The sequence below is a fragment of the Pseudomonas sp. TE21394 genome, assembly GCF_054057835.1.
In genome coordinates, this window is sequence record NZ_JBSRZR010000001.1 from 1,339,963 (window position 1) to 1,352,547 (window position 12,585).

Here is a 12,585-nt window from a genome sequence, read left to right on the forward strand (position 1 = left end):
TCGCGATGAGCCAAGACACGCCGTACATTTTCGACGCCACCGATGCCACCTTCCAGCAACTGGTGATCGAGAACTCCTTCCACAAACCGGTACTGGTCGACTTCTGGGCCGAGTGGTGCGCACCCTGCAAGGCGCTGATGCCATTGCTGGCGAAGATCGCCGAGGGCTACCAGGGCGAGCTGCTGCTGGCCAAGATCAACTGCGACGTGGAGCAACAGGTGGTTGCCCAGTTCGGCATCCGCAGCCTGCCGACCGTGGTGCTGTTCAAGGATGGCCAGCCGGTGGACGGTTTCGCCGGAGCCCAGCCAGAGTCGGCGATCCGTGCCATGCTCGAGCCGCACGTGCAATTGCCTGCAGCGCCCACCGCTTCGCCGCTGGAGCAGGCCAAGGCGCTGTTCGCCGAAAGCCGCTTTGCCGAGGCCGAGGCGCTGTCGCAGGCGCTTCTCGGGGAGGACAACAGCAATGCCGAGGCGTTGATCCTGTACGCCCGCTGCCTGGCCGAACGCGGTGAGCTGGGTGAAGCCCAGGTGGTACTGGACGCGGTCAAGACTGACGAGCATAAAGCCGCATTGGCCGGTGCCAAAGCCCAGCTGACTTTCCTGCGTCAGGCCGCCAGCTTGCCGGAGGTGGCTGACCTGAAGAGCCGTCTGGCGCAGAACCCGCAGGACGACGAGGCGGCCTACCAGCTGAGCGTGCAGCAGCTGGCGCGCCAGCAGTATGAGGCGGCGCTGGACGGGTTGCTGAAGCTGTTCCAGCGTAACCGTGGTTATGAAAACGGCTTGCCACAGAAGGCGATGCTGCAGGTGTTCGAATTGCTGGGCGGCGACCACCCGCTGGTCAGCGTGTACCGTCGCAAGCTTTCAGCGGCAATGTTCTGAGAATATCGGGGCCGCTTTGCGGCCCCGAATTCCCTGAATCTCACCCCACCCAGTGATAAACCGGCGCATCCACGCCACTTTCCACCTTCACTTCGCTGCTGTGCCGCAAGCGCACCAGCAGCCGCTTAGCCGCTGCCGTACTCCCCGCCAGCCCTTCCAGCCGATCCAGCAGCTGCGGCCCGCTCAGCTGCCCTGCCAGGCACAACACATCGCGCGCCGCAGTCCACTGCCCGTCATCCGGGCGCGGCGCCGCCACTGCTGCCGCTACGGCCGCCTGTGCCGGCTCTGGCAGCTCCACCTGCCGCCGCAGTTGCGCCCACTCTTCCGGCTCCAGCTCGATGGTCAGGTCCACCGGCCAGTCACCGATCTGTCCACGAATTCTCATGATGCATTCCTTGAGCAAGGTCAATGCAACCATGCTACCCGAACATGAAACCTGCGCCACGCAGACTGGCGGCGCGCGGAAAAGTTGTTATAACATAACTCAATCTTCCCGCCTGCCCCGGAGTCGTCCATGCGTCGCCTGTTGCTCGCCTTGCCCTTCGCCTTGCTGCCCCTGGTCGTGGCCCAAGCCCACGACGATGACCATGATCATGACCACGCCCACGGCACCCTGGGTGCCCACGAGCATGGCGTGGCCAGGCTCAACGCCGTGCTCGACGGCACTACGCTGGAGCTGGAGCTGGATAGCCCCGCCATGAACCTGGTCGGCTTCGAACATGCCGCCAGCAGCGATGCCGACAAGGCCAAGGTCGCGGCAGCACGCCAGCAACTCGAACAGCCGCTGAAACTGTTCGGCCTGCCGGCTGCCGCCGACTGCAAGGAAGACCAGCAAGAGCTGCAAAGCCCGCTGTTCGGTGACGCCCCGAAAGCTGACGACGACGATCATGACCACGAGCACGCGCACAGCGACATCGGTGCCCATTACCAGCTGACCTGCGCCAGCCCGGATAAACTGGCACAACTGGACCTCGCGCCGCTGTTCAAGGCCTTTCCGGCCATGCAGAAAATCAACGTGCAACTGATCGGCCCCAACGGCCAGAAAGGCCTGGAAACCACGCCGGCCAAGGCAGCGGTCGCGTTCTGAATGCGCCAGCCGTTGATCGAACTGCGCGACCTGGTGTTCGCCTGGCCAGGCCAGCCCGCGCTGCTGGACATTCCGGTGTTCCGGCTGGACGCTGGCGAGGCCCTGTTCCTCAAGGGCCCCAGCGGCAGCGGCAAGACCACCTTGCTGGGCTTGCTGGGCGGGGTGAACGTGCCGGGCCAGGGGCGCATCCAGTTGCTCGGTCAGGACCTCGGCAGCCTGGGCCAGGGCGCGCGTGACCGCTTCCGGGTTGACCACACCGGCTATATCTTCCAGCAATTCAACCTGCTGCCGTTCCTCTCGGTACGCGAGAACGTCGAGCTGCCCTGCCGCTTCTCGCGCAACCGCAAGGCCCGCGCCGAGCAGCGCCATGGCAGTGTCGGCCTGGCGGCCAGTACACTGCTGGCGCATCTGGGCCTGGACGACCCCGCCCTGCTCGCCCGCCGCGCCGACAGCCTGTCGATCGGGCAGCAGCAACGGGTTGCCGCTGCCCGCGCGCTGATCGGTCAGCCCGAACTGGTGATCGCCGACGAGCCGACCTCGGCCCTGGATGCCGATACCCGCGAAGCCTTCATCCGCCTGCTGTTCGATGAATGCCGCGCCGCTGGCGCCAGCCTCCTGTTCGTCAGCCATGACCAGAGCCTGGCGCCGCTGTTCGACCGTCACCTGTCGCTGGCCGAACTCAACCGTGCCGCCAAGCCCCGGGAGGCCTGATGTACCTGCTTCGCCTTGCCTTGGCCAGCCTGGCCAACCGCCGCTTCACTGCTTTCCTCACCGCCTTTGCCATCGCCCTTTCGGTGTGCCTGTTGCTGGCCGTCGAGCGGGTGCGTACCGAGGCCCGCGCCAGCTTCGCCAGCACCATCAGCGGCACCGACCTGATCGTCGGTGCCCGCTCCGGCTCGGTGAACCTGTTGCTGTACTCGGTGTTTCGCATCGGCAACGCCACCAACAACATTCGCTGGGACAGCTACCAGCACTACGCCAATGACCCGCGGGTGAAGTGGGCCATCCCAATCTCGCTGGGCGACTCGCACCGCGGCTATCGGGTGATGGGCACTACCGGCGACTACTTCAGCCATTACCAGTACGGTCGCCGCCAGCACCTGGAGCTCAGCCAGGGCCGCGCGTTTGCCGATGACCCGTTCGAAGTGGTAATCGGTGCCGAAGTGGCGGATGCCCTGCGCTACAAGCCAGGCGACAAGCTGGTACTGGCGCACGGTGTAGCCGCGGTCAGCCTGGTCAAGCATGACGACAAACCGTTCACCGTGGTCGGCGTGCTCAAGCGCACCGGTACGCCGGTGGACCGCACCCTGCATATCAGCCTGGGCGGCATGCAAGCCATCCACATCGACTGGCACAACGGCGTGCCGGCCCGGGGAGCCGGGCGCATCAGCGCTGAGCAAGCGCGCACGATGGACCTGCAACCTGCCGCAATAACCGCCTTCATGCTTGGCCTGAATAACAAGATTGCCACCTTCAGCCTGCAGCGGGAAATCAACGAATACCGCAACGAGCCGTTGCTGGCGATCCTGCCCGGGGTGGCCCTGCAGGAATTGTGGAGCCTGATGGGGACTGCCGAGCAGGCGTTGTTCGTGGTCTCGCTGTTCGTGGTGCTGACCGGCCTGATCGGTATGCTCACGGCGATTCTTACCAGCCTGAACGAGCGTCGGCGGGAGATGGCGATATTGCGCTCGGTTGGCGCCAGGCCTTGGCATATCGCGGGGCTGCTGGTACTTGAAGCATTATCGCTGGCAGCAGTCGGGATCATCGCCGGGCTTGGCTTGCTGTATGCCGGTATCGCCCTGGCACAGGGGTACGTGCAGGCCAACTATGGTTTGTATCTGCCACTGGCACTGCCCAGTGCTCATGAGTGGACATTGCTGGCTATCATCCTGGGGGCCGCGCTGCTGATGGGCAGCGTGCCGGCGTGGCGGGCCTACCGGCAGTCGCTGGCCGATGGCCTGTCCATTCACCTTTGAGAGCCGGTAATGATCCGCAACCTCACCGCTATTTTTGCGGGTAAGCCCGCGAAGAGGTCAGCACTGCACACACTGCTGATCCTGCTGCTGACAGTAGCAATGCCGCTGTGGGCCGACGAACCCCGGGAACTGGACTGGCCTTCCCTGATCCCCGAAGGCGCACCCGTCATCCCGCCGCAACTCGCACCGCTGCACGACATGTCGCAGCTCGGCGACGCCCTGTCTGCCGAATCGGCGCCTCCGGCGCGCCAGCAGGCCCCCGACGCGCCAGTGGTGAAAAGCCTCGACGGCCAGCGAATCAAGCTGCCCGGCTACATCGTACCGCTGGAGGTGAGCGAAGAAGGCCGCACAACCGAGTTTCTGCTGGTCCCCTACTACGGCGCATGCATACATGTGCCGCCACCACCGCCGAACCAGATCGTGCACATCTTCAGCGAAATGGGCGTGCGCATCGAAGACCTCTACCAGCCTTACTGGATCGAGGGAAAGCTGCAAGTTAGAGCCTCCACCAGCGAACTGGCGGATGCTGGCTACCAGATGGAAGCCGAAAAAATATACGCTTATGAGCTGAAGTGAGAACTGTTTCGAATTCGTGGCGACGCTTCTTTGAGCTGGGTCAAACTTTCTGTTCAAACGCATCCGTACCATTGGACTACTCGATTACTCACGTCCTTTGGGAGCTTCCATGAACAAGACCTTGCTCGGCGCCTCACTCGTGGCCCTGGCGCTCGCCGCACCTGCCGCCCACGCTTATCAGGCAGGCGATATGATCCTGCGCGCCGGCGCCATCACCACCGCCCCCAACGAAAGCAGCGGCGACCTCAAGTTCGATGGCAACAAGGTTTCGGGCACCAAGGCAACTCTGGACAGCGACACCCAGCTGGGCCTGACCTTCGCCTACATGCTCACCGACCATGTCGGCCTGGAACTGCTGGCGGCCACCCCGTTCAAGCACACCGTCGGCGTCAAGGGCCTGGGCGGCGGCCTGGATGGCAAGCTGGCAGACATCAAGCAGCTGCCACCGACCCTGTCGCTGCAGTACTACCCGATGGAGCCAAGCTCCAGATTCCAGCCGTATGCCGGCGTGGGTATCAACTACACCCTGTTCTTCGACGAAGACCTCAGCAGCGCCCGCAAGCAGCAGGGCTTCAGCAATCTCAAGCTGCAGGACTCGGTCGGTATCGCCGGCCAGCTGGGCATGGACTACATGCTCACCGACAACTTGCTGGTCAACGCCGCGGTCTGGTACGTCGACATCGACACCAAAGCCAGCGTCGACGGTCCCTCCGCACTGGGCTACAGCAAGACCAAGGTCAACGTCGAAGTCGACCCTTGGGTCTACATGGTCGGCCTTGGCTACAAGTTCTGACCTGAACACTGCAGGGCGGCCTCGGCCGCCCTCGCCCGTTCTAGCCACAGCCAGTACCCCAGCGCAACCGCGCTGATGACCATGCCCAGGCCACACACCGCAGCCCAACCCCAACGGGCAAACACCCAGCTCGCCAGCACCGCCCCCAGCCCGCTGCCAAGCGAATAGCAACCCATGTAGGCGCCGATCAAGCGGCTGGCCATTGCCCTGCGTCCGGCCAGCAGCAGGCTCTGGTTGGTGACATGCACTGCCTGCACGGCAAAATCCAGCATCAGCACACCCAACACGAATACCGTTAAAGAATGCCCGACGAAGGCCGTTGGCAGCCATGACAGCGTGAGCAGGGCCAGCGCCAACCCGGTGGTGCGTTCGCCCAGCCCTTGGTCGGCCAGGCGACCGGCGCGCCCTGCCGCCAACGTGCCCGCCACACCGGCGATGCCGAACAGGCCGATCTCGCTATGGCTCAGCGCCAAGGGCGCGGCACTCAGGGGCATCACCATGGCGCTCCACAGCATGCTGAACGCGGCGAAGATCAACACGCCGAACAACCCACGCTGGCGTAGCAGGCGGTCATGCCGATACAAACTGAACTGGGCCACGATCAGCGCCCGGTAGCCAGGCCGTAACGCCACCGGCTGCCCCGCCGGCAAGCACCGCCACAGCACCAGCGCCAGCAGCATCAGCAGCCCGGCGGCTACCAGGTAAACGCTGCGCCAACCGGCCAGGTCGGCAAGCCCGCCCGAGACCAGCCGCGCCAGCAGAATGCCCAGCACCACCCCACTGGTGACTGTGCCCACCGCCCGCCCTTGCTGGCCGGGTGCAGCAAGACTGGCTACATGCGCCACCATCACCTGCACCATGACCGCCATCAGTCCGGTAGCGGCCAGCGTCACCAACAGCAGGGGCCAGTTGGGGGCCAGGCCTACACCGATCAATGCCAGGGCCGAGCACAGTAACTGCCCAAGCAACAGGCGCTTGCGGTCGATCAGGTCCCCCAGTGGCACGATCAGCAGCAGCCCCAGCGCATAGCCTGCCTGCGTCGCGCCAACTACCCAGCCGATCCGCTGCTGCGCCACACCCAGGTCGACGGCCATCGATTCGAGCAAAGGCTGGGCGAAATACACGGTCGCCACGGCCATGGCGCTAGTGATGGCGAGCAACAGCGTTGTCCAGCGTGTCAGCACAGAGCGCATCGGGAATTCTCGTCAATCTGGTTTTAAATTGAAACCACATGCTGGATATTTAACAAATGTGGTTTTAATCTGCAACCAGATGATCAAGACAGGTTTGCTGTAATGCTCGATGAAAACAACGCACAGTGCCCCGTGGCACGGGCACTGGAGGTGCTAGGCGACCGCTGGTCGCTGATGATTCTGCGCGATACCTTTGACGGCCTGCGACGCTTCAGCGAATTTCAGAAGAACCTGGGGTTGGCGAAGAACATCCTTGCTTCACGCCTGAAGTTGCTGGTGGAAAGCGGGCTACTGACGCTGCAACCGGCATCGGATGGCAGCGCCTACAAGGAGTACGTGCTGACCGAGAAAGGGCGATCGGTGTTTCCGGTGGTGGTTGGCTTGAGGCAGTGGGGCGAGCGATTTCTGTTCGCAGCAGGTGAAACGCGTTCGGATCTGGTGGAGCGTGTGACCGGGCAGGCGCTGGAGACACTACAGGTACGAAGCCGCGACGGGCGAGTGCTGGCGGCCGAGGATTGCCAGCGCAAAGTGGTGCGGCATCCGTGAGGTTCGGGGCGCGGTGCGCCCCCGTGGATATTCAGACCTTGCCCAGAAGCCGCGCCAAGCCCTCGACGATCGGCGTCGCCTGCGGGAAATCGAACCGCGCCAGCAAGCGCTGGTTATCCGCCCGCGAATGGCGAATGTCACCCGAACGCGCCGCCGCATAGCTGATCGGCGGCAAGCTACCGACCACCATCTTCAGCGCCGCCAGCAGCTGGTTCAGCGAGGTGGCCTGGTTGAGGCCGATGTTCACCGCGCCCTCCTCGACCTGCGCCTGCTCCAGCGCCTGCACCATCACCTGGACCAGATCACCCACGTAGAGGAAGTCCCGCGTCTGCTCGCCGTCGCCGAACACCGTGATCGGCAAGCCCTGCACCGCGCGCTCGGAAAAGATGCTGATCACCCCGGAGTAAGGCGAGGACGGGTCCTGACGCGGCCCGAAGATGTTGAAGAAGCGGAACACCACCGGCTCCAGGCCATGCTGGCGGCGGTAGAAATCCAGGTACTGCTCACTGGCCAGCTTGTCCACGGCATAGGGGGTCAGCGGCGCCTTGGGGGTGTCTTCGGCAATCGATTCGCCTTCGCCATTGTTGCCATACACCGCTGCGCTGGAGGCGAACAACACCCGGCGCAGGCCGTGCACGCGCATGGCTTCGCAGACGTTGAGGGTGCCGATGAAATTGCTCTGGTGGGTGCGCACCGGGTCTTCGACCGAGGCCTGCACCGAAGCCACCGCTGCCAGGTGCACCACTGCACTGCAGCCAGCCGCCGCCTGGGTCACCAGCGCGGCATCGGCAACATCGCCTTCTATCAGTTGCAGGCGCGGGTGATCAACCTGCAGATTGTCGCGCCGGCCAGTGGAGAAGTCGTCGAGAATACGTACGGCGTAGCCTTTGCCCAACAACGCATCGCACAGGTGGGAGCCAATGAAGCCGGCACCGCCGGTGATCAGGATGGGGGCGTCAGCCATGGCGGTAGAACCGGTCCAGTAGGGGCGGCAAGCCAGCGCGCCAGGCGCGCGGCTTGATGCCGAAGGTATGAAGGATTTTCTTGCAGGCCAGTACCGCATGCTGCGGTTCCTCGCTGGCATCCGGCCGCGCGGCATGGGCCTGCGGCGTCGGGGCCTGCACGGCCAGCTGGCGATAATGGCCGGCCTCGGCGAGGATCGCCTGGCCCAGCGCCAGCGGCGTGGTCGCCTCGTTGCCGGCGTAATGATAGGTGCCCCACAGCGGCGCACTGCAATCCAGCTGCTTGAGCACCGACAGGATGACCCGGGCGGCATCGTCGACCGGGGTCGGGTTGCCGCGCCGGTCATCGGCCAACAACAACTCCTGCGGTTGTTCGGCACGGGTCAGAAAGCGGCCTAGCGCGCCGTCGATACTTTCGTCGAGCAACCAGCCAAAGCGCAGCAACACATGTTGCGGGCATGCCGCACGCACACTCTGCTCGATGCGCCACAACGCCTGGCCGCGCAGCCCCAGTGGCACTGGTTCGTCCTTTTCGCTGTAGGCGGTAGCCCGCGAACCATCGAACACCCGGTAGCTGGAAGGCTGCACCAGGGTGATCTGGTGATGCTGGCACAGCTCCGCCAGGCGCTCCACCGCCCGCTCCTGCTGGGCCAGGCGCTGTTCGCTGACCGTCTCGGCCTGGAACCAGTCGAAGTAGTAGGCCAGATTGACCAGGGCGTCGGGGCGATGTTCATCGAGCAACTGGGTAAGGCTGGCCGGGGTCCAGCCGTTCTCGGGCGGGCGCGGCGCCAGGAAAGCGATGTCCTCCTCGGCCCCAAGACGAATCAGCGCTTGCCCGAGGGCATTGCCACCACCCAACAGCATTAGGCGCATACGCATAGAGTCAGCAGATCCGGAGAGGTTGATCAAGGGAAAGGGGTCATTTTGCGGTTTCCTGCCAGGGAAGTCCAACCCCGACCCCGTTCGCTGCCACAGGCGTGGATGACTTCAGTCAAAAGTCGCCGGAGGCAGAAATCCCTACCAACGGAGCAGGAACAAGCGCCAGGTACGTTCATCCCCGACAATGCCTGAGGCATCGAACACTACTCGATTTCGAAGAGGCTGTTGCGCAACGGCCGCTCACTCAACCGCTCGCGTATATCGTCATCTATTCGCGGATCATCCGGCTGGTACAGTTTCACCTGGCGGAAAATGCTGGCGCGATTGATCTGCGTACCCAGGTATTCCCACACCACCCGGGTGCAGGCCGGGTTGCGCCGGTCACCGCTGGATACGCCAGCCTTGAGGCCGTTGAGTCGGGTGATGCGGCTTTTGAAACTGGGGATGAGGATGGTCTGGCTCATCTCATTGAAGGTCAGCGACTCGTAGTCAACCAGGAACATCCGGTCCTGCAGCTGGAACGCCGCGCCCAGGTAACGGCAACGCACCTCGGCATGGTGGTCGATGGTGCTGGAGCGTTCCTGGCGTTCCTCGCGCTCGAACAGGAAACGCCCCTGCTCCTCCCACAGCTGCACCAGCGACACCAGGACAGTGCCCGGCACCGACATGCAGTTGGAGTATTCCAGGTAATAGCCGCAATAACGCGACAGGTTGCCGGCGTGGTCGTGCAAGGGGCGGAACAGCTCGCTGATCGGATCACCAGCCGGCTCGACCAAAGCGGGTACGCGGGCACCGATCAGTTGGCTGAACTGCTCGGGCGGCAAGTTCAGTTCGTATTCTTCGACGCCGAAGAAATCGCCGATGCGCTTGAGGTTGAAAGCCGTCGGACGGCTCTGCCCGCTCAGGTACTTGTTGAACTGGGCGCGATTGATCGAGAGCTGGCGGCAAACTTCGGAGATAGAGCGGTAATGACTGCAGGCAAACTTGAGGTTGATAGCGAAATTATCGCTCATGACACGGAACCCAGGTGACGCGAATGACGCCAGTCTAGCATCAAGTCGCACCAATTTGGAGCAACCCGCGAAATTGTAACCGCTCTTGTCATGGCCAACCATGCGCGCCAACGAATAGCGGTGCGCCTGCCGTCCGCTGGTCTTTCCACACGAACAATAAGAATCGAGGTCATTTTCCAATGCTCGAAGTACTCAACGATTTCCTCTCGGGGAAACTGCTCATCGTGCTGATCGTGGGACTGGGTAGCTACTTCACCATCCGTTCCCGGTTCGTCCAGTTCCGCCACTTCGCTCACATGTTCAGTGTGTTCAAAGAATCGCTGCGCGGCCAGGCAGGCCAACTGAGCTCGTTCCAGGCTCTGATGCTGAGCCTGGCCGGTCGTGTTGGCGCTGGTAACATCGCCGGTGTCGGCATTGCCGTGACCCTCGGTGGCCCAGGCGCCGTGTTCTGGATGTGGGTTACCGCATTGGTAGGCATGTCCAGCAGCTTCTTCGAATGTACCCTCGCCCAGGTCTACAAGCGCGCCGACGGCGACGGCCTGTACCGTGGCGGCCCGGCCTACTACATCCAGCACGGCCTGAAGCTGAAAAGCATGGCCATCGTGTTCTCGATCCTGCTGCTGGTCACCTACGGGTTCGCCTTCATCGGCCTGCAGTCGTACACCGTGACCCACTCGCTGCAGAACGCCTTCGCCTTCGACCCCAAGCACACCGGCATCGTCCTCGCCGTGCTGCTGGCCATCACCTTCATCGGCGGCATCAAACGCATTGCCGCAGTGTCCGACCTGCTGGTACCGATCAAGACCCTCGCCTACATCGGCGTGACCCTGTACGTGATCGGCACCCAGATCGAGCACGTGCCAGCCATGCTGGAAACCATCTTCAAGAGCGCCTTCGGCCTTGACCCGGCGTTTGCCGGCCTGCTCGGCAGCGCCATCGTCATGGGCGTGAAACGTGGCGTGTTCGCCAACGAAGCAGGCCTGGGCAGTGCGCCGAACGTCGCCGCCGTGGCTGCCGTGAAACACCCGGGTGCGCAGGGCGTGGTCCAGGCCTTCAGCGTGTTCCTCGACACCTTCGTGATCTGCACCTGTACCGCCCTGCTGATCCTGCTGTCGGGCTTCTACACTCCGGGCTTCGAAGGTGACGGTATCGTCCTGACCCAGAACTCGCTGGCCGCCGTGGTCGGTGACTGGGGCCGCGTGTTCGTCAGCGTTGCGCTGTCGCTGTTCGTCTTCACCTGCATCCTCTACAACTACTACCTGGGCGAGAACAGCCTGCAGTTCCTCAGCCGCAACCGTGTGGTGCTGATGGTGTTCCGCGGCCTGGTGCTGGCGCTGGTGGTATGGGGTTCGCTGCAGGACCTGTCGACCGTGTTCGCCTTCGCCGACATCACCATGACCTGCCTGGCGTTCGTCAACCTGATTGCCCTGGCCCTGCTGTTCAAGGTCGGCCTGCGCGTAATGCGTGACTACGATGAGCAGCGCAAGGCAGGTGTCGACCAGCCGGTGTTCGATTCGGCCAAGTTCGCCGACCTCGACCTGGACCGCAACGCCTGGCCTGCCAATCCGCAGGTGGAATCCGCCACTGACAAGGCAGTTGCCCAAGCGCAAACCCAGCGCTGATATCCTGGCCTGCCAAGCCGCCCCATCCGCGGGCGGCTTTTCTTTTTCCGTTCATCGCTACGGATGCTTTCCATGCGTGCAGTAAAGAATCTCCTCGTCCTCTATACCGGGGGCACCATCGGCATGCTCGAAACCCCCGAAGGCCTGGCGCCGGCAGGTGGTTTCGAAGTGCGGATGCGCGAGCATTTCGCCTTGATGGCCGATGCGCCGAAGGTGCCTTGGGCCCTGCAGGAAATGAACCCGCTGCTCGACAGCGCCAATATGCAGCAACACAACTGGCTGGCGATGCGCGATGCCATCGTCGCAGCTGTGGACGCTGGCCATGACGGTGTGCTGGTACTGCACGGTACCGACAGCCTGGCCTACAGCGCTGCCGCGTTGTCGTTCCTGTTGCTCGGCCTGCCGGTGCCGGTGCTGCTGACCGGCTCGATGCTGCCGGCAGGTGCGCCTGGCAGCGATGCATGGGACAACCTGTGCGGCGCGCTGTGCCAGTTCGAACGCGGCCTGCAGGATGGCGTGCAGTTGTACTTCCACGGCCAGTTGTTGCATGGCTGCCGGGTATCGAAGCTGCGCAGCGAAGCCTTCGACGCCTTCGCCGCGCTGCCGCGGCATCGCGACGGCGAGCGGGCGGCGGCGCTTCCCGCCGAACTGGGCTACCGGCACCCGCGCCAGGCGGTCAACCTGGCCGTGATGCCGGTGTTCCCAGGCCTGCAGGCCAGCCATCTGCAAGCCGTGCTGGGCAGCGGCGTGCAAGGGCTGCTGCTGGAGTGCTATGGCAGCGGTACCGGGCCGTCGGACGACCAGGCGCTGCTCGATGTACTGAGCGCGGCGCGCCAGCGCGGCGTGTTGCTGGTCGCGATCAGCCAGTGCCCAGAGGGCTCGGTGGTGTTCGATACCTATGCGGCCGGTAACCGCTTGCGCGGGGCCGGGCTGGTCAGCGGTGGCGGCATGACCCGCGAGGCTGCGCTGGGCAAGATGCTTGCGCTGCTGGGGGCTGGCCTGGACGTCAATACAGCAGAGCGGTGGTTTGCTCTGGATCTGTGTGGGGAGCGGGCTTAGG

General features: G+C 63.8%; 14 protein-coding genes. 9 read left to right on the plus strand and 5 right to left on the minus strand.

From position 1 onward, the window contains the following. Positions 1-5: 5 nt before the first annotated feature. Positions 6-878, plus strand: coding sequence for a thioredoxin (gene trxA / locus ACVWZT_RS06240; protein WP_457468625.1), 873 nt, complete (start codon positions 6-8; stop codon positions 876-878). A 40-nt stretch (positions 879-918) separates the two neighbouring features. Here the strand turns inward: trxA and ACVWZT_RS06245 are convergent, their stop codons facing one another. After that, positions 919-1,263: a hypothetical protein gene (locus ACVWZT_RS06245; protein WP_457468626.1), complete on the minus strand. Its 345-nt coding sequence runs from the start codon at positions 1,261-1,263 to the stop codon at positions 919-921. Between the two features lie 129 nt (positions 1,264-1,392). On the opposite strand from ACVWZT_RS06245, the gene ACVWZT_RS06250 reads away from it, so the two are divergent. The 5 genes from ACVWZT_RS06250 (at position 1,393) to ACVWZT_RS06270 (ending at position 5,310) form a co-directional block, all read left to right on the plus strand. Beyond that, complete coding sequence (locus tag ACVWZT_RS06250) at positions 1,393-1,965, plus strand: DUF2796 domain-containing protein (RefSeq protein WP_296235480.1); 573 nt, start codon at positions 1,393-1,395, stop codon at positions 1,963-1,965. Beyond that, the gene (locus ACVWZT_RS06255) at positions 1,966-2,676 is read left to right on the plus strand and encodes an ABC transporter ATP-binding protein (RefSeq protein WP_457468628.1); all 711 of its coding nucleotides are present in this window, start codon (positions 1,966-1,968) and stop codon (positions 2,674-2,676) included. Further along, on the plus strand, positions 2,676-3,941 hold the full coding sequence (locus tag ACVWZT_RS06260) for an ABC transporter permease (protein ID WP_457468630.1): 1,266 nt from the start codon (positions 2,676-2,678) through the stop codon (positions 3,939-3,941). Before ACVWZT_RS06255 ends, ACVWZT_RS06260 begins: the two co-directional genes overlap by 1 nt. Positions 3,942-3,950: 9 nt before the next feature. Next, positions 3,951-4,517, plus strand: coding sequence for a DUF3299 domain-containing protein (locus ACVWZT_RS06265; protein ID WP_457468632.1), 567 nt, complete (start codon positions 3,951-3,953; stop codon positions 4,515-4,517). Between the two features lie 109 nt (positions 4,518-4,626). Continuing rightward, positions 4,627-5,310 (plus strand): OmpW/AlkL family protein, encoded by a 684-nt coding sequence (locus ACVWZT_RS06270; protein WP_225780189.1) that lies wholly within the window; start codon positions 4,627-4,629, stop codon positions 5,308-5,310. Here the strand turns inward: ACVWZT_RS06270 and ACVWZT_RS06275 are convergent. Further along, positions 5,298-6,503: an MFS transporter gene (locus ACVWZT_RS06275; RefSeq protein WP_457468634.1), complete on the minus strand. Its 1,206-nt coding sequence runs from the start codon at positions 6,501-6,503 to the stop codon at positions 5,298-5,300. The genes ACVWZT_RS06270 and ACVWZT_RS06275 overlap by 13 nt on opposite strands. 102 nt (positions 6,504-6,605) lie before the next feature. On the opposite strand from ACVWZT_RS06275, the gene ACVWZT_RS06280 reads away from it, so the two are divergent. After that, complete coding sequence (locus ACVWZT_RS06280; protein WP_296235475.1) at positions 6,606-7,049, plus strand: winged helix-turn-helix transcriptional regulator; 444 nt, start codon at positions 6,606-6,608, stop codon at positions 7,047-7,049. Positions 7,050-7,080: 31 nt separating this feature from the next. Here the strand turns inward: ACVWZT_RS06280 and ACVWZT_RS06285 are convergent, their stop codons facing one another. The 3 genes from ACVWZT_RS06285 to ACVWZT_RS06295 all read right to left on the minus strand — a co-directional run bounded on the left by ACVWZT_RS06285 (position 7,081) and on the right by ACVWZT_RS06295 (position 9,903). After that, entirely contained in the window at positions 7,081-8,013 is a 933-nt protein-coding gene (locus ACVWZT_RS06285) for an NAD-dependent epimerase/dehydratase family protein (protein WP_296235474.1), read from the minus strand. Beyond that, complete coding sequence (locus tag ACVWZT_RS06290) at positions 8,006-8,890, minus strand: sugar nucleotide-binding protein (protein WP_457468637.1); 885 nt, start codon at positions 8,888-8,890, stop codon at positions 8,006-8,008. The genes ACVWZT_RS06285 and ACVWZT_RS06290 overlap by 8 nt, the downstream gene beginning before the upstream one ends. A 203-nt stretch (positions 8,891-9,093) precedes the next feature. Then, on the minus strand, positions 9,094-9,903 hold the full coding sequence (locus ACVWZT_RS06295; protein WP_457468639.1) for a helix-turn-helix domain-containing protein: 810 nt from the start codon (positions 9,901-9,903) through the stop codon (positions 9,094-9,096). A 179-nt stretch (positions 9,904-10,082) separates the two neighbouring features. On the opposite strand from ACVWZT_RS06295, the gene ACVWZT_RS06300 reads away from it, so the two are divergent. Together ACVWZT_RS06300 and ACVWZT_RS06305 are read left to right on the plus strand one after the other, a co-directional pair. Continuing rightward, positions 10,083-11,525 carry an alanine/glycine:cation symporter family protein gene (locus tag ACVWZT_RS06300; RefSeq protein WP_296235471.1) on the plus strand — a complete coding sequence of 481 codons (1,443 nt, stop codon included), beginning with the start codon at positions 10,083-10,085 and terminating at the stop codon, positions 11,523-11,525. 72 nt (positions 11,526-11,597) lie between these two features. After that, entirely contained in the window at positions 11,598-12,584 is a 987-nt protein-coding gene (locus ACVWZT_RS06305) for an asparaginase (RefSeq protein ID WP_457468642.1), read from the plus strand. The last annotated feature ends 1 nt before the right edge of the window (position 12,585 follow it).

What these genes read in the sequence shown, in the direction of transcription:
- trxA (WP_457468625.1), top strand. Translation starts at nt 6, where the DNA reads ATGAGCCAAGACACGCCGTACATTTTCGACGCCACCGATGCCACCTTC.
- ACVWZT_RS06245 (WP_457468626.1), bottom strand. Translation starts at nt 1,263, where the DNA reads ATGAGAATTCGTGGACAGATCGGTGACTGGCCGGTGGACCTGACCATC.
- ACVWZT_RS06250 (WP_296235480.1), top strand. Translation starts at nt 1,393, where the DNA reads ATGCGTCGCCTGTTGCTCGCCTTGCCCTTCGCCTTGCTGCCCCTGGTC.
- ACVWZT_RS06255 (WP_457468628.1), top strand. Translation starts at nt 1,966, where the DNA reads ATGCGCCAGCCGTTGATCGAACTGCGCGACCTGGTGTTCGCCTGGCCA.
- ACVWZT_RS06260 (WP_457468630.1), top strand. Translation starts at nt 2,676, where the DNA reads ATGTACCTGCTTCGCCTTGCCTTGGCCAGCCTGGCCAACCGCCGCTTC.
- ACVWZT_RS06265 (WP_457468632.1), top strand. Translation starts at nt 3,951, where the DNA reads ATGATCCGCAACCTCACCGCTATTTTTGCGGGTAAGCCCGCGAAGAGG.
- ACVWZT_RS06270 (WP_225780189.1), top strand. Translation starts at nt 4,627, where the DNA reads ATGAACAAGACCTTGCTCGGCGCCTCACTCGTGGCCCTGGCGCTCGCC.
- ACVWZT_RS06275 (WP_457468634.1), bottom strand. Translation starts at nt 6,503, where the DNA reads ATGCGCTCTGTGCTGACACGCTGGACAACGCTGTTGCTCGCCATCACT.
- ACVWZT_RS06280 (WP_296235475.1), top strand. Translation starts at nt 6,606, where the DNA reads ATGCTCGATGAAAACAACGCACAGTGCCCCGTGGCACGGGCACTGGAG.
- ACVWZT_RS06285 (WP_296235474.1), bottom strand. Translation starts at nt 8,013, where the DNA reads ATGGCTGACGCCCCCATCCTGATCACCGGCGGTGCCGGCTTCATTGGC.
- ACVWZT_RS06290 (WP_457468637.1), bottom strand. Translation starts at nt 8,890, where the DNA reads ATGCGTATGCGCCTAATGCTGTTGGGTGGTGGCAATGCCCTCGGGCAA.
- ACVWZT_RS06295 (WP_457468639.1), bottom strand. Translation starts at nt 9,903, where the DNA reads ATGAGCGATAATTTCGCTATCAACCTCAAGTTTGCCTGCAGTCATTAC.
- ACVWZT_RS06300 (WP_296235471.1), top strand. Translation starts at nt 10,083, where the DNA reads ATGCTCGAAGTACTCAACGATTTCCTCTCGGGGAAACTGCTCATCGTG.
- ACVWZT_RS06305 (WP_457468642.1), top strand. Translation starts at nt 11,598, where the DNA reads ATGCGTGCAGTAAAGAATCTCCTCGTCCTCTATACCGGGGGCACCATC.